This window comes from Deinococcus arboris (assembly GCF_009755355.1).
GTDB classification, from domain to species: Bacteria; Deinococcota; Deinococci; order Deinococcales; family Deinococcaceae; genus Deinococcus; species Deinococcus betulae.
Map to the genome: position 1 here is coordinate 51,291 of NZ_WQLB01000004.1, position 15,146 is coordinate 66,436.

Below are 15,146 nucleotides of genomic sequence, written 5' to 3' on the forward strand. Positions count from 1 at the left end.
GCCCGATGAAATTCGGGGGGACTTGGAAGACTCGACGAGCTTTGCAGCAGAGCGAGAACAGACGAATGCTGCGTTGTGAAGGCGCAAACGGTGCCCTTCTTCGCTCTGCCGTTTTGAAGCGGAAGCTGGCTCACTGGAGAGCATCGGATCTCCGGCCCAGGGAGGCGCAGTTCGCTCTCTCTCCTCCATCCCAATAAGCCCGGTTAGCCCTCGTCGGCTGGCGCGGGCAAGCCGCTACTGCCCCTATAGAGCGCGCTGCGCAGCCAGTACCGCTCCAGCCAGCGCTTAAACAGGCTGGCCAGCGGAATCGCCAGCAGCGCCCCCACCACACCGCCCAGTGCCAGACCCACCAGCAGGGCAATCAGAATGGTGGCCGGGCTCAGGTGGGCGCTGCGGCCCATGACGATTGGCCCCACCACGTTGCCCAGCAGCTGATTGAGCAGGAAATACAGCACCACCACAGCGCCCACCTTGCCGCCGCCCTGCGGAATAGCCTCCAGCATGGGCAGCGCCGCCGCCGCCACAATGCCCAGGTACGGCACCAGATTCAGCAGCCCGCTCAGCAGGCCCAGGGCCAGGGCGTTGGGAATGCCCAGCGCCAGCAGGCCCGCCGTGGCCAGCACCGCGCAGATCAGGGTGGTCAGCAGCGAACCGCGCAGAAACAGGCCAAAGCTCTCGCTGACATCTTCGCTCAGGTCGTACAGGGTCGGCTGCCAGCGGCGCGGAAACAGGCGCATGATGCCCATGCCAAACCGCTGGTACTCGAACATGAAGTACAGCGCCAGCGTGATGATGAATCCCACCTGCCCCAGCCACCCCACGAGGCTGGCCAGGGTGCCCAGCACATCCGGCCCGGAGGTCATCAGGCGTTCGAGGACCGGGCTCAGGTCGCCGCCCAGCCGGGTGGTCTGCTCATCAATGGCGCGGGTCAGGCTCTCGCGCAGCCCCTCTGTTCCTGGGACGCGGGCCAGCCAGTTCAGGACTGTATTCAGGATGTTTTTCAGGTTCAGGCTCAGGTACGGCAGGCTTTCGACCAGGCCACGCAGCTGGGAGGTCAGGGTCGCCACCAGCAGAGTCAGCAGGCCTGCCACCACGATCAGCAGCCCAAAGACCCCCACCCCCCGGCCAATGCGGCGGCGCTCCAGCCACACCAGCGCCGGATTGACCAGAAAGGCGATGGCATACGCCACCAGCACCGTCACCAGGACGCTGGCCAGCGTGCCCGTCACCCACAACGCGGCGCGCAGGGCCAGCAGGATCAGCACCACATACGCCAGCAGCCGCGCCGGGGGCCAGGCCCACAGGCGGCGCAGCAGGTCGGGGACGTTCTGGGCGTCTCTCAGGGCGGGCGTAGTGGGGCGGTGGCCCGGTTCCGGGTTGGTCACCCCCCTATCGTGACAGCCCAGCCGCCCAGATGCGAAAAGGCCCCGGCGGATAGGCCAGGGCACAGGGCAAAAAGGACTAGCTCATACGGATTCCATCTGTTCCGTTGACAGACCAGAACAGCGCTGGTTGGCAAATTCTACGCTCGGAAACCGCCCTAATCCTGCTCTGCTCCGCAGCTTGACAAGTCACGCTGCTCGGACTAAACCGTTGTTGCAAACGATTGAATCGGAGTCCGTATCAGGCGGCCAGCGGCGCCGTCTTGGGCGGTTCCTGGCGGCCCGCCTTCTGCCAGAAATACACCAGGGCAATCAGCGCCAGCGCAGCCAGATTCCAGACGAGGCTCGTGGGAATAATCAGAATGAACGACGCCACCAGCAGCATCAGCATTTGCAGCGGATTGGTGCGGCGGTGCAGAAAGCGCAGGGTGGCCGCGCTGAAGGCCACCAGGCCGATAAACGCGAAGATGACCATGGGAACGGCATCTACCCAGCTGATCCCGTTCAGGCGGCTGCCGGCAATCAGCAGCAGCTGCGGGTTAAAAAACATCATGTAGGCCAGCAGGGCGGTGCGCAGTTCGTACTGGAACGCCTGCACCCCTGTCGCCACCGGATTCCCGCCGCTGATGGCCGCCGCCGCGAAGGCCGCCAGCGCCACCGGCGGCGTGGAATCCGCCATGATGCCGAAGTAAAACACGAACATGTGCACGGGCAGCATCTGGGCCGGATTGGTCAGGTCCAGGCCCGCCACCTTGGCGATAATCGGAACCACCAGCGCGCTCATCAGGATGTAGTTGGCGGTGGTGGGCAGGCCCATGCCCAGAATCAGGGTAATCAGCTGCGCCATGATCAGGACGACCACGATGGCGCCAAAGGTCGCCACCTGGGCGCCAAACAGGCCGTCGAGTAGTCCCCGGAAGCCTTCACTGACCAGCTGCACGATGTCGGTCAGGCCATACCCCAGCCCCGTGATGGTCACGATCCCCACGATGATGCCTGCCGCCGCCGTGGCGATGGCGATGCCCACCATGCTGCGCGCGCCGGACTCGAAGGCCTCAATGATCTTGCGGCCACCGTCCAGCAGGCCGCGCCCCACGCCGCGCCCATCGCGCGCTGCCAACACGCCCTCCTGAATGAACATCAAGGCGAGCATGCCGAAAATCGTGTTCAGGGCCACGCGCTCCGGGGTGGCCTCGGGATTGACCGTCAGGGTGCCAATCAGGTAGCCCAGCGGGAGCAGGTAGTGCCAGCCCGACAGCAGCGCCGAGCGTACACGCGGCAGTTCGTCACGGGGAATGCCCTTCAGACCCAGCTTCAGGGCCTCAATATGTGAGACCACCAGCAGAGCGGCGTAGCACAGGAAGGCTGGAATAGCCGCCGCCAGAATCAGCGTGCGGTATTCGATGTTCAGGTTCTGGGCCATGATGAACGCCGCCGCGCCCATGACGGGCGGCATCAGCTGGCCGTTGGAGGAACTGGCAACCTCAATCGCCCCCGCTTTCTCGCGGCTGTAGCCGGTGCGGATCATGGTGCCAATCGTGATGTTGCCGCCCGTAACCACGTTGGACACCGAACTGCCCGAGATAATGCCGTTCAGGGCGCTGCTGACGATGCTGGCCTTGGCCGCCCCACCCCGGAAGCCGCCGAGCAGGCCCTGGGCCACCCGCATAAACCAGTCGCCGGCCCCCAGCTTGTCGAAGATGGCCCCGAACAGCACGAAGAGGAAGACAATCTGCGCGCTGACGCCCAGCGCGGTGCCGAAAATGCCCTCGGTGTTGGCGGCCAGTTGATTCACGACCTGCGGCCACGTCTGCCCGGCATGCAACTGCAATTGTGGTCCCAGATCGCCGCGAATCAGGCCGCGCGGCCCCGTCAGGGCGTACAGCATGAACACACTTGCCACGATAGGCATGGCAATACCGATGGTGCGCCAGGCGGCCAGCAGCAGCAGCGCGACCATGCCGCTGCCGACCAGCACATCTGTACTGGTCAGGATGCCGCCCTGCTCACCGGCAATCTTGGGGTACTGGGCAATCAGGTAGGCGGCGGTGCCGGTGGCCCCTACGCCCAGAATCCAGTCGTACCAGGGCACGCGGGTCTGCGGGGCGCCCGGCGTCTTGCGGAACGGAAACACCAGATATGCCAGCGCAAACGCAAAGCCCAGGTGGGTGGCGCGCAGGGTCAGGGTGTCAATATTGCCCACCTGCGCGGCGTACATCTGGTACAGGCACCAGCCCACGGCCAGCAAGGTGACCAGGCCAGCCTGCCACCCGCCCAGCTTGCGCCCACCGGTTTCGGCGGCCTCGACGATTTCCAGGGCGCGGCGCTCGCCCTCGGTCATCTCGGTGCCAGGCGGTTCGAGCGACGGATTGCTGCTGATGGGTCTTGTGGGGTCACTCATGCGTTCCTCACTGTTCAGAAAAGGCGAAGGGGCCAGCCGACTGTTGCTCGGACTGGCCCCACACTCAGGCCGACTGCCGCGTTAGCGAACGGTGACGCCTTTCTCGCGGAAGAACTTCACAGCGCCAGGATGCAGCGGCGCAGGCAGGCCCTTGACGGCCTTCTCGTAGCTGAAGTTAGTGGCCAGGCTGGGGTGCAGGCCCTTGACCTCGGCCTCGGTGCCGAAGATGGCCTTCATGGTCTTGTAGACGGCGTCGTCACTGACAGCCGTGCTGGCGACCAGGGTGGCCTGCACCGCCACGCTGGGCACGGTAGCGCCCACGCCCTTGTAGCTCTTGGCGGGGATGTTGTAGCGCACGTAGAAGGGGTACTTCTTGATGAGGCTGGCGGCCTGGTTGCCGCCCACCGGCACCATCGCCACGTCTACCGTCTGGGCAATCTGGCTGATGGCGCTGGCCCCCACGCCCACGGTGTAGAACAGCGCGTCGGCGCGCTTGTCCTGCATCAGGGTGATGCCCTGGGCTGGTGACACGCGCAGGGCCTGGCCGAGGTCGTCAAAGCCCAGGCCGTAGCTTTCCAGCACCTGCCGGGCAGTCAACTCAGTGCCCGAGCCGAGGTCGCCAATGACCACGCGCTTGCCTTTCAGGTCAGCAATCGACTTGATGCCGCTGTCTTTGCGGGCCACCACATGCAGCACCTCGGGGTACAGCACGGCCAGGGTGCGCAGCTTGGCATTGGCCTTGCCCTGGAAGGCTTGCAGGCCGGTGCCCTTGTAGGCGTAATACACCACGTCGTTCTGGGCAATGGCGGCGTCCAATTCGCCAGTGGCAATGGCCTGCACGTTAAACACGCTGCCGCCCGTGGAGCGGGCGTTGGCGCGCAGGCCGTCGCCCGCGTCGTTGACCATCTTGGCCATGCCGGTGGCCACGGGGAAGTAAACGCCCGTGGTGGCGCCCGACCCGATGGTCAGAAACGTGGTGCCCTGGGCCAACGCGACGGCGGTGGTGCCCAGCAGCAGGGCGGCGGCAATCTTGGTGCGGGTGTTCATGGGGTCTCCTCCAGGGAAAGGGCCAGGGCATGACCCTGACACGCGAAGAATGAATGCGCGGATGGTAGCACAGCGGCCAGGCAGACAAAACGCCGCTCCTGGCGGGGGCCAAGCGGATTGGAAGCGGTTCTGTTCAGTTCGGTGTGGGCCGGTCCTGTGGAGTAAGCACCGCGTCCACTTCCAGAACGTGCCGGACAGGCCCTAGCATCTTCCTTCAGCTCGCGCAGCACGTCTTGTCTGCTTCTTGCTGCGCCTCACTTGAAGAGAACAGAGATCACCGCAGCCGCTCTGAAGCCTCTGACCTTTGCCCCGCACTACACTGGGCACATGACGCAAGGCCCGCTCTCCCCTGCCCCCAGTGTCCCGGCCGCCAGCCCACGGGCGCGGCGAGAGGGCCCGCCCATCATTCAGGCGCAGGGCGTGCAGAAGCATTTCGGCTCGTTCCACGCGCTGCGCGGCGTGAATCTGGAGGTGCTGCCGGGCGAGGTCGTGGTGATTATCGGCCCGTCGGGCAGCGGCAAAAGCACCTTTATCCGCACCCTGAACGCCCTGGACCCCCACGACGGCGGGCAGATCACGGTGGACGGCATTCCGCTGAACGGCAAGGGCAACCTGGACGCCATTCGCCGGGAAGTGGGCATGGTGTTCCAGAGCTTTAACCTCTTTCCGCACCTGACCGTGCTGGAAAACATCACCCTGGCCCCCACCCGCGTGCGCAGAGCGAGCAAGGCCGACGCCGAAAAACGCGGCCTGGACCTGCTGCGCCGCGTCGGCATTGAAGAGCAAGCGCACAAGTACCCGGCGCAGCTCTCCGGCGGTCAGCAGCAGCGCGTGGCCATTGCCCGCGCCCTGGCGATGGACCCCAAGGTGATGCTGTTTGACGAACCCACCAGCGCCCTGGACCCCGAGATGATCAAAGAGGTGCTGGACGTCATGAAAGAGCTGGCCCGCAGCGGCATGACCATGCTGGTGGTGACACACGAGATGGGCTTTGCACGCGAGGTCGCCGACCGCATCCTGTTTTTTGACCAGGGCAATGTCGTGGAAGACACCACGCCTGAGGCCTTTTACCAGAACCCGCAGCATGACCGGGCCAAGGCGTTCCTCAGCAAGATTCTGGGTCACTAAGGACAAAAGAGCAGGGACCCCTCTCCAACGGAAACGAAGGGAGGCGACTTGCAGAGCAGAAGCATCTCTCCTGCAATGACCAGAACTCCGCCGAGCCAGATCAGGCGATTGAGGCGCATGGTAGGGCAGCAAAAGGTTACCCGCATCTACCGAACAGCTGGAGCACCTCAAGCAGTCAACCAGCCACAGATCTAAAGCTGGGCGTCTTACTCGTCCAATTGTGGGTCAGCCAACTACGGCTGAACCCTACTCAATAAGCGTTCAATAAAGGAAATCCCGTCAGCAGCCTCACATCCTGCACAGGAATGCTGATGAGGCCGTAGGGTAGTCCCCTTTGGCCCAGGAGACCTTATGTCAGACCAGCTTTTCTCGCAGCCTGGCCCAATTTGGCCTGAACTGCGGGTCACTCTCGTTTCCTTTCTGAACAGCCGACCTGACCCTGTGCAGCTGTTGGCTCTGGGTGAACCCACCCACAGCGCCGACCTGTTTCCAGCCTGGCGTAACCGCCTGTTTGAGCTGCTGGTCGAAGACCACGGCTTCCGGTCTGTCGCCCTGGAAAGCGACATCCTCGCGGGTCAGCAGGTCAACGCTTACGTGACCTCGGGTGAGGGTCATGTGGACGACGTGATGCGCACCGGCTTTAGCCACGGCTTTGGGGCCACCCCGGCCAACCGGGAACTGGTGGCGTGGATGCACGCCTTCAATACGGGGCGAAGCAGGGACGAGACGCTGCAGTTCTACGGCTTTGACCCACCGCTGGAGTGGTGGGCACCCAGTCCAGCGGCCAGCCTGCTTGCCCTTCACGCTTTTCTGGAGGCCCACCTCCCCACGGTGCCGGTCAACTGCGCTGAGCTTGAACAGTTGCTGGGTCCCGAAGCCCCCTGGAAGAACCCGGCAGCGGTCAGAGACCCAGGCCAGTCCATCGGTGACACGGGCGAGGCCAGGCGGCTCAGGCTTCTGGCCGACGACCTGGAGACCCTGCTGCAGACAGAGACGCCTCACCTGGCCACGCAATCTGGATTCTGGGACGCCCAGCTGTCGGCCCGCACCGCCACCGGGCTTCTGCGCTACCACGCCCTGATGGCCACCCCCACGCCAGACCGGATGGCGCGCCTCTCGGGGCTGCGCGACCTGATGATGGCCGAGAACCTCTGCGCCATCCGAGAGCGTGAGGAACCACGTGGGCCGACGCTGGTCTTTGCCCACCAGTCGCACCTGCAACGCCCGAACAGTGCCATGCAACTGGGCGACCTGACTGTGACGTGGTGGAGTGCCGGCGCACACCTTAGCCGCCACCTGGGCACGCACTACGCCTTCATCCCAAGCCTGACCGACGCCGCGCTGCCGCAGATCAGTGGGCCGGCCATTCCCCAGACGGGCCCCTCTGGCTCGGCCACCCTCCTGACACCTTCAGAGTTGGCCGCTGTGCGCGCTGGCCAGGATGGTCAGCTCATTGACGGCGCCCTGTTCATCCAGACTGCGCCGAATTGAGGGCAAAGGACTTTAAGCGTCTCGCCGTAGCCGTCCGCACCCCCACCACGCCGCCGCGCACAGCAGGGCACTCAGCAGGAAGACAGGCGCATACCCCGCCGTATCCGCCAGCACCCCGGCCAGCACTGGGGTAAACAGCGCCGCCCCCACCAGCGTGTTCAGCGTGCCGATATAGCGGCTCCGGGCGTGGTCAGGGGCGATATTGAGCAGGTGATTGGTGTGGCCCAGGTTAAAACCCTGATTAGCCGTACTGGACAGGATAAACACGCCCAGATAAGCCCAGGGGCTGAGGTCCAGCGCCCCCACCAGCAGGGCGCACAGCGGCGCCAAACCCGCAAACACGGCTGCATACCGAATCAGGCGGCGCGAGCCTTTGCGTTCGGCCACCCGCTGCCAGACCACGTTGGACAGCGGCGCCGCGCCGGTCAGCGCCATGACAAAGGTGCCCAGCACCGCCGGGGCGTAGTCCAGTTCCCGCAGGGCGTACACGGCGTAAAACGGTTCACTCATGCTGGCCGCCGCCAGCAGCAGGCGGACCGTCAGGAAAGCGCGGAAGGACGGGTCACGCAGGGTTTCGGGAATGGCCCGCACTTCGGCTCGGGTGCCCAGGGGCGGCTGGGGCGGGTCAGGCGGCTCGCTGACCAGGCCAAAGACCCAGTACCCGAAGGTAAAGGCCACCGTCCCCAGCGCAAAAATCAGGGCGTAGTTGAGGGGAAAGGCCAGGTCAGACGCCAGAATGGCGCGCACCAGCAGGCCGGCCCCAAAGGCCAGCAGACCGCCGTACAGGTTGCGGGTGGCAAAAAAGCGTGGGCGCCGGTCAGGCGACACCGTTTTACTCACGACCTCCAGAAACGGCAGGCCAGAGACGCCCGAGGCCAGGGCGTTGGCACTCATGGCAAGGATAAAGAGCGTCAGGCACAGCGCCGGCTGGTGGCTGAGCAGGGCGGCCGTCAGCACCATAAAGACGTAGGTGCTCGTGCGAATCAGCGCGGCCGAGCGGTACACCGGCAGCTTGTACGGCAGGGCGCGCACACGGGCCGCCACGAGCAGTTGCGGCAGCATCCACCCCCCAGCGGCGATGGCGGGCAGCAGGCCAATGACCCAGTTGGGCGCCCCCAGCTTGGCGGCAAAGGCCGTGACCACCACCGCCACACTGAGAAAACCGTCGCCCAGAAAGACGGCCCAGCCGTTGGCAATGCCCAGGCGCTCGTTGCGGTTCCAGGGAGCGCGGGCAGTCATGCGGGGCATTATCCGCCTGGCCTTTCAACATTGACCGGATACGAGGGACAGAGCAGCGTCAAAAGCCAAATGCAGAACCAGAGAAGTCAAAGCTGTTGGCGTTTACGCCTGAGCCTGCTGGTTTAGCAGTCTGGAGTATCCAGACCACTGCCACGCTAATAGGCCGCCGGGAACGGCCTCTTCCCTGACCCTGTGGGATCAGGACACCCCACCACTCAAGAGGCCATCCAAAGTAAGGATGCGCTGCACCTCCCAGGCGTGGATGGATAGAGGCATGAACAGTGAACCGCTCAGAGCGACCCTCCACCAGCTTCTTCATGCGGAGGCCGCCCCGAATCAGGCGCTGGCCGTGCTGCTGGGTGACTACGCGACCTATCACGCCGCGCTGGCGCTGCTGGCCGGTGGCCTGAGTGCCGCCTGCCTGCTGCTGACCTTTTCTTTCTGGCGCCGCTTGCGCACGGCGGCGGGGCACGGTTGGCGTTTCGAGACAAAGCTGTCGGCCACTTTCGGAGTGCTGAGCGTCATCCTCGGGAGCCTGCTGGGCCTGCTCACCCTGGCCAACGCGGGCAATGCCCTTCACCCAAAAGCCGGTTTTGAACCCCTGCTCTCGCTGCTGGGCAGGGGCAGCGGAGCCGCCGCTCAGCGCGAGGCCGCTTTCAATGCCTGGTTGCAGTCCGGTCAGGCGGCCCTGCCGGACGCGCTGCGAACCGAAGTCCTTGAGCGGCTGGCCTGGCAGCAGCCCAAGGCCCTGCTCTGCGGCCTGCTGTGTGTGGTTCTTGTCGCCCTGAGCGCCCGCATCTGGGGCCACCTGATTCGCCGGTTCAGGCAGGACCCTTCGGCCTGGACCCTGGGGGAACGGGGCCTGATCGTGTCCGGTGGCGTGACTGTCTTTGCCTCCCTGCCACTGCTGGTGATGTTCCTGGCGAACACGCAGGCGTCCCTGGCGCCCATCACACTGACCCTGCTGTACGGCTGACCCTCAGGGCTGCGCCGCATCACCGAAGCCCTCACGGGTCTTCAGGCCACCTAGCCCAGCACCTCCAGGCCGTCCAGCACCACACTGGCGTGGGCCTGCACGGTCAGGGCGTGGTCGCGGTTGTAACCGCCCGCCATCATGGTGACCACCGGAATACCGGCGGCCTTTGCCCAGGCCAACACCGCGCGGTTGCGCTCCCGAACGCCGTCCAGCGTCAGGGCAAAGCGGCCAAAGCGGTCGCCGGCCAGCACGTCCACCCCCGCCAGATACAGCAGCAGATCCGGACGGAAGGTCTCCAGCGCCGGCAGGGCCTGGCGCCGCAGCACTGTCAGGTACTCGCTGTCTGTCACGCCGTCGCCCAGGCCCAGGTCCAGCGAGGACTGCTCCTTGCGAAAGGGGTAATTGCGCTCGCCGTGAAGAGACAGTGTGAAGGCCCGCCCCTCGGCTGCCAGCAGCGCCGCCGTGCCGTTGCCCTGATGCACGTCCAGGTCAATGACGGCCACCCGGCTGGCCAGGCCTTCGTCCAGCGCCAGGCGGGTCAGCAGCGCGGCGTCGTTGATGAGGCAAAAGCCCTCGGCGCGTTCACGGAAGGCGTGGTGGGTGCCGCCGGCCAGGCAAGCACCCCAGCCCACCCGCAGGGCGTCGTGCAGGGCGGCCAGCGACCCACCGGCGGCGCGGCGGGCACGTTCCACAACCTCGGCGCTCCAGGGCAGCCCGAAGGCGCGTTCCTCGGCGGGCGTGACCTCGCCCCGGCGCCAGCGGCGAAGCCAGATGGGGTCGTGGACGCGGGCGGCGTCGGCCCAGCTCAGGGGTGGTGTGTCCAGCACCGGCAGGTGCGGCGCGAGCAGGTCCCGCACCCCCGCATACTTGTAGGCCGGAAAGCGGTGGCCTTCGGGCAGCGGAAACGTGAACGCGGCGGGACTCCAGGCTCGGTAGGGATGGGCGCTCACCCGCCCAGTTTGGCGCCGGGGCCTCCTTTCCGCTCTACTCCATAATTTGGTTGACTTTTCACACTGTGTTGGGTGAACGTTTCAGAAATCAGTCAGGGTCATACACTTCCGGCAGTTCACGCCCCCCGCGCCGTCCCCTCATCCCCCTGGAGCGCCCCATGACCTACGTTGCCCCCCTCAGCCAGCCGCAGCCGACACCCGCAGAGCTGCACCGCACCGTGCGGCGCGGCCAGACGCTGTATTACGCGGGCGACAGCGCGCCCAGTCTCTACCGCCTCGACAGCGGCCTGATGCGCGCGGTGCGCCTGACCCCGCAGGGCCGCAACCTGACGGTGCGCCACATTCGCCCCGGCGATATTTTCGGAGAGGAATGCCTGCATGGCCAGACGCGCGGGCATCAGGTCGTGGCCCTGACCGACGCGGTGCTGACACCCATTCACCCGCAGCATCTGGGGACGGGGGAACTCTGGGACCTGACCCGCAGCCTCAGCGCGCAGCTCCAGCGCATGATGACCGACGGCGTTCATATTCAGGACGGCGACCTGCGCGAGCGGATTGCCCGTTACCTCCTGAATCTGGCCGACAGCACCCTGGGGGGCCACCACGCCGACGGCACCCGCTTCGTGCGCGCCACCCACGAACTGATCGCCGAAGGCACGGGCGCCACCCGTGAAAGTGTCAGCAAGCTGATTGGCGAGATGCGTGACGACGGCCTCCTGAGTCCCGCCTACCGCTGCCTGACCCTGACCGATGAAGAAGGGCTGCGGCTGCTGAGCGGCTACCACGGCTAAACGAGAATCCTGCTTGACCGCCCCTCGCCTGGGGCGGTTTCTTCTGTGGCCTGCCCACATCCTCAGCTTTACGTCCTGCGCGTAGAATGCCCGCCATGCGGATTCGCCTTGACCCCTGGCCTGTCGATACATTTGAGGGCCAGTTGACACTGAAGCCCTTTGCGGGCCTGGTGTTCGATGTAGAAACAGATGTGTGGCAGGCCGTCCCTACCCAAGGTATTCCGGTGGCGCTGCGCGAAGTGGTTGTCGTTGACGGCAAACCACGCATGGAAGCGCGGCTGCTGATAGATGATGAGGCAGGTGAGCTGCATCTGGCAGCTTTTGGGGCGTATGTCGTAGGTGCCGTAAGCCTCTGTCCCCACGGCAGCCGTCAGGCTGAGCTTCAACAGGTACGTGCGCGGCGCGTCCTGGCCTACAGCGCCGATACGCCACTGGAACCGGCACGGCTGAGTCCACGCAATCCGCAAAGTGGCGTGCTGGATTACGAGCCGCATGCCTTCAATGGGCGGCAAGTGGAAGGACCCCGCGCCAAGGTGCAGCGGCTCATGCTTGACGCTGAACAGGCGCTCAGTCAGGAACTGGCTTCTGCGATGGCGCTCGAAGAGGGCGACACCGACACCTTGCCCGAAACTCTGGTGCTGCAAGACGGCCCGGTCCGTTTGGGGCGAGGCGGGAGTGCAGTCGTGGGTTACGTGAAGACCCTGCACACTGACTATTTGGGGGCTGACCGCATCGGCCTGCTCAGTGAGCTGAAATGCGGTGAACGCACGCCTATCCTGCGCTTCCGGGTAGGCGACCGCGGCGGCCACTTCAGCGAGGCCGAGGGCCGTGAACAGCGCTTCACCTGGTACGTGCGGCTGTGCGAGCCACCATTTTACCAGCACCCGCTGGCGGGCATCATGCGGCTGGAAATGCACGCCCCAGAAGACAGCACCTTTGTGCCCCACGCCGTGCAGGCGGTGGCAAATCTGTCAGGTGCGCTGCTTCAGAAGCTAGGCAGCAAACTCCACAAAGACCCCCGCGCGCCCCAGAACCTGATTCCCACGGCGGCCCTCGAACACGCCATGACCCGCAGCATGGGCAGCGCCGAACTGGTCACGCGGCGCATCCGCTCTCATATTGCCGCCGCCTACGGAGCAGGAGTGCTGGCGTGACCCTCAGCCCGCGCATTGGCATGGTGCTGGGCACCGAGGACGTGACCCCTACCATTTTCTGGTTTGCGGTGGGGCGCGGGGCCAGCGTGCAACTTGACGACCTGGTGACCGTGCAGACCACCCGCCCCGACGGCAAGGTCGTGCGCTTTTACGGCCTGGTGGACAACGTGCGCAAGCGTCACGAGGGCGTCACCTTTGAGTCGGATGTGGAAGACGTGGTGGCGGGTGTGCTGCCCGCCAGCATTAGCTACGCGGCGCGGGTGCTGGTCACGCGCGTGGACCCCGAACACTTCATTCCGCCGCAGCCGGGTGATGAGGTCCGGCATGCCCAGGGCGACGACCTGAAGATGGCCCTCAGTGCCGACAAGATGAAAGAGGCGGCTTTCCCAGCTGGTCTGCTGGCCGATGGGCAAACGCTGCCCCTGAATTTCCGCTTCGTCAACGGCGAGCAGGGCGGCCACATCAACATTTCGGGCATCTCGGGGGTGGCCACCAAGACCAGTTACGCGCTGTTCTTGCTGCACTCCATCTTCCGCAGTGGGGTGATGGACCGGGTGGCCCAGAGCAGCGGCGGACAGATGACCGGCACGGCAGGGGGCCGGGCCATTATCTTCAACGTCAAGGGCGAGGACCTGCTGTTTCTGGACCAGCCCAACAGCAAAGTGGCTGCGCGGGAGGCCCAGGCCGCCCAGGACAAGGGCCTGGCCGCCGACCGCTACACCCTGATGGGCCTGCCCCGCACCCCTTTTACCGACACGCAATTCCTGGCGCCGCCCCGCGCCGGCTCGGTCAGCGGCGCCATCGTGCCGCACACCGACCAGCGCTCGCAGGGGGTCACGCCATTTCTCTTCACCCTGCGCGACTTCTGCGCGGGGCGGATGCTGCCCTACGTCTTCAGTGACGCCGGGAGCAGCCTGAATATCGGCTATGTCATTGGGAATATTGAGGAGAAACTAGCGCGGCTGGCCCAGGTACAGTCTGGCGCCGGAGCACATCTCCTAGTGACCGATTGGAAGCCGGAGGAAAATGCTGACATTCCCGAAGATATTGATTTCGGTGACTTAGAAGGCATCCGCATCAACTCTTTTGAGCAACTCATTGCCTATCTTGAATTCAAACTACTTGATGAGAATGACGGCCAGGGTGACCGCAAATGGGTGCTCAATCAATCTCAGGGCACCCTGCGCGCCTTTACCCGGCGCCTACGCGGCGTTCAGAAGCACCTCTCGCCCCTGATTCGCGGCGACGTAAGCGAGGCCGAGGCCAGCCGCTACCGGCCCAATCTGCTGCGCGGCGCCCAGCTGAGCGTGGTGGACATCCACAACCTCTCTGGCCCCGCCCAGATGTTTGTGGTGGGCGTGCTACTGCGGGAAGTCTTCGAACACAAAGAGCGCTTCGGCCGCCAGGACACCGTGTTTGTGGTGCTGGACGAGCTGAACAAATACGCCCCGCGCGACGAGGGGAGCCCGATTAAAGACATCCTGCTGGAAATTGCCGAACGCGGCCGGTCCTTGGGCATCATCCTGATCGGCGCGCAGCAGACCGCCAGCGAGGTCGAGCGGCGCATCGTCTCTAACGCCGCCATCCGGGTGGTGGGCCGCCTAGACCTCGCCGAAGCCGAGCGTCCCGAATACCGTTTTTTGCCGCAGAGCTTCCGGGCGCGCGCCGGGATTCTGCAACCCGGCACCATGTTGGTGTCGCAGCCGGACGTGCCCAACCCAGTGCTGGTCAATTACCCCTTTCCTGCCTGGGCCACCCGCAAGGACGAGGTGGACGATCTGGGCGGGCGCGAGGTGCAGGAGGTTGGCGAGGACTGGCTGCGGTAAAAGCCCGTGAAAAAGGGGAAGGCCCAGATGTGGCCCTCCCCTCTTTGCTTACAGCTTCTGTACCAGAATCGGCGTGGTGGTCGGCTGTTCGCTGCCGCCGGGCGGCTCAACACTGACGGCCAGGGTTTGCCCGGTCTGCGCGCCCTCCCACTCAATGCCCCGGCCGCTCAGCACCCCGACCGAGACCGGCGTTTGACCTTCAAGGCGCCACAGCTGATAGACCCGGCCTTCCGGCGGCGTCTCACTCAGATGCAGGTAGGCGCGGCCATCCGGCAGACGGACCACCTGACCCACCTGGGTGCCCTCTGACTGCAAGGTGGTGGTTAGGGCACCTGGCGTATGAGCAAAGCGGCTCAGTAGATCGCCTGGCGCCGCTGGTCGGAGCAGCAAAAACCCTACGGCCGCCGCCGCAGCCAGGGCCAGCACTCCCAACGAAACCGGCGACAGCACACGGCCACTTGGGGTGGGCGCAGGCGCTGGTAGGGCGGGCATCACCTCAGCGCGCAGGCGGCCCAGCAGACGGTCCAGGGCACCAGGAGGCAGCTCGGTTTGCGGGAGGGCACTGGGCAAACCGTGCAAAGTTTCCAGGTCTTCGCGGTAGGCCGCCAGCAGCGCGGGGTCAGCGTCCAGGGCGGCGCGCAGCTGCGCTTCTTCGTCCGGGCTCAGCAGGCCAAGCGCGAGGCTCACCAGTTCTTCTCGGTTGACAGTCACTTGAATTCACCTGCTTTGCTGAGGGAGACGAGAGGCGTGGGGGACAGAAG

Annotated in this window: 12 protein-coding genes; 6 read left to right on the forward strand and 6 right to left on the reverse strand. The window is 65.3% G+C overall.

What is annotated here, in order from left to right:
* Positions 1 to 203 precede the first annotated feature (203 nt).
* The 3 genes from GO986_RS04390 to GO986_RS04400 form a co-directional block, all read right to left on the reverse strand.
* Positions 204 to 1,385, reverse strand: a complete 1,182-nt coding sequence (locus GO986_RS04390) for an AI-2E family transporter (RefSeq protein ID WP_198170397.1) — start codon at positions 1,383 to 1,385, stop codon at positions 204 to 206.
* A 238-nt stretch (positions 1,386 to 1,623) separates the two neighbouring features.
* Positions 1,624 to 3,783 (reverse strand): TRAP transporter permease, encoded by a 2,160-nt coding sequence (locus GO986_RS04395; RefSeq protein WP_198170398.1) that lies wholly within the window; start codon positions 3,781 to 3,783, stop codon positions 1,624 to 1,626.
* An 81-nt stretch (positions 3,784 to 3,864) separates the two neighbouring features.
* Positions 3,865 to 4,830, reverse strand: a complete 966-nt coding sequence (locus GO986_RS04400; RefSeq protein WP_157458064.1) for a TAXI family TRAP transporter solute-binding subunit — start codon at positions 4,828 to 4,830, stop codon at positions 3,865 to 3,867.
* A 327-nt stretch (positions 4,831 to 5,157) separates the two neighbouring features.
* Between GO986_RS04400 and GO986_RS04405 the strand changes: the two genes are divergently transcribed.
* Both GO986_RS04405 and GO986_RS04410 read left to right on the forward strand, forming a co-directional pair.
* Positions 5,158 to 5,958, forward strand: coding sequence for an amino acid ABC transporter ATP-binding protein (locus GO986_RS04405; RefSeq protein ID WP_157458065.1), 801 nt, complete (start codon positions 5,158 to 5,160; stop codon positions 5,956 to 5,958).
* A 351-nt stretch (positions 5,959 to 6,309) separates the two neighbouring features.
* Complete coding sequence (locus GO986_RS04410) at positions 6,310 to 7,449, forward strand: erythromycin esterase family protein (protein ID WP_157458066.1); 1,140 nt, start codon at positions 6,310 to 6,312, stop codon at positions 7,447 to 7,449.
* Positions 7,450 to 7,461: 12 nt separating this feature from the next.
* Here GO986_RS04410 and GO986_RS04415 read toward each other — a convergent pair whose 3' ends face one another.
* Positions 7,462 to 8,688, reverse strand: coding sequence for an MFS transporter (locus tag GO986_RS04415; RefSeq protein ID WP_157458067.1), 1,227 nt, complete (start codon positions 8,686 to 8,688; stop codon positions 7,462 to 7,464).
* A gap of 274 nt (positions 8,689 to 8,962) precedes the next feature.
* Here GO986_RS04415 and GO986_RS04420 point away from each other — a divergent pair, with 274 nt between their 5' ends.
* Positions 8,963 to 9,664 carry a hypothetical protein gene (locus GO986_RS04420; protein WP_157458068.1) on the forward strand — a complete coding sequence of 234 codons (702 nt, stop codon included), beginning with the start codon at positions 8,963 to 8,965 and terminating at the stop codon, positions 9,662 to 9,664.
* A gap of 50 nt (positions 9,665 to 9,714) precedes the next feature.
* On the opposite strand, the gene GO986_RS04425 is transcribed toward GO986_RS04420, so the two are convergent.
* On the reverse strand, positions 9,715 to 10,614 hold the full coding sequence (locus tag GO986_RS04425) for a histone deacetylase family protein (protein WP_369409139.1): 900 nt from the start codon (positions 10,612 to 10,614) through the stop codon (positions 9,715 to 9,717).
* 158 nt (positions 10,615 to 10,772) lie between these two features.
* Here GO986_RS04425 and GO986_RS04430 point away from each other — a divergent pair, with 158 nt between their 5' ends.
* The 3 genes from GO986_RS04430 to GO986_RS04440 all read left to right on the forward strand — a co-directional run bounded on the left by GO986_RS04430 (position 10,773) and on the right by GO986_RS04440 (position 14,385).
* Positions 10,773 to 11,405: a Crp/Fnr family transcriptional regulator gene (locus tag GO986_RS04430; protein WP_157458069.1), complete on the forward strand. Its 633-nt coding sequence runs from the start codon at positions 10,773 to 10,775 to the stop codon at positions 11,403 to 11,405.
* Between the two features lie 95 nt (positions 11,406 to 11,500).
* Positions 11,501 to 12,559: a DNA double-strand break repair nuclease NurA gene (locus GO986_RS04435; RefSeq protein WP_157458070.1), complete on the forward strand. Its 1,059-nt coding sequence runs from the start codon at positions 11,501 to 11,503 to the stop codon at positions 12,557 to 12,559.
* A 20-nt stretch (positions 12,560 to 12,579) separates the two neighbouring features.
* Positions 12,580 to 14,385: an ATP-binding protein gene (locus tag GO986_RS04440; protein WP_157458192.1), complete on the forward strand. Its 1,806-nt coding sequence runs from the start codon at positions 12,580 to 12,582 to the stop codon at positions 14,383 to 14,385.
* 48 nt (positions 14,386 to 14,433) lie between these two features.
* On the opposite strand, the gene GO986_RS04445 is transcribed toward GO986_RS04440, so the two are convergent.
* Positions 14,434 to 15,096 (reverse strand): anti-sigma factor, encoded by a 663-nt coding sequence (locus GO986_RS04445; protein WP_369409140.1) that lies wholly within the window; start codon positions 15,094 to 15,096, stop codon positions 14,434 to 14,436.
* Between the last annotated feature and the right edge of the window lie 50 nt (positions 15,097 to 15,146).

What these genes read in the sequence shown, in the direction of transcription:
- GO986_RS04400 (WP_157458064.1), bottom strand. Translation starts at nt 4,830, where the DNA reads ATGAACACCCGCACCAAGATTGCCGCCGCCCTGCTGCTGGGCACCACC.
- GO986_RS04395 (WP_198170398.1), bottom strand. Translation starts at nt 3,783, where the DNA reads ATGAGTGACCCCACAAGACCCATCAGCAGCAATCCGTCGCTCGAACCG.
- GO986_RS04430 (WP_157458069.1), top strand. Translation starts at nt 10,773, where the DNA reads ATGACCTACGTTGCCCCCCTCAGCCAGCCGCAGCCGACACCCGCAGAG.
- GO986_RS04440 (WP_157458192.1), top strand. Translation starts at nt 12,580, where the DNA reads ATGGTGCTGGGCACCGAGGACGTGACCCCTACCATTTTCTGGTTTGCG.
- GO986_RS04435 (WP_157458070.1), top strand. Translation starts at nt 11,501, where the DNA reads ATGCGGATTCGCCTTGACCCCTGGCCTGTCGATACATTTGAGGGCCAG.
- GO986_RS04415 (WP_157458067.1), bottom strand. Translation starts at nt 8,688, where the DNA reads ATGACTGCCCGCGCTCCCTGGAACCGCAACGAGCGCCTGGGCATTGCC.
- GO986_RS04405 (WP_157458065.1), top strand. Translation starts at nt 5,158, where the DNA reads ATGACGCAAGGCCCGCTCTCCCCTGCCCCCAGTGTCCCGGCCGCCAGC.
- GO986_RS04410 (WP_157458066.1), top strand. Translation starts at nt 6,310, where the DNA reads ATGTCAGACCAGCTTTTCTCGCAGCCTGGCCCAATTTGGCCTGAACTG.
- GO986_RS04420 (WP_157458068.1), top strand. Translation starts at nt 8,963, where the DNA reads ATGAACAGTGAACCGCTCAGAGCGACCCTCCACCAGCTTCTTCATGCG.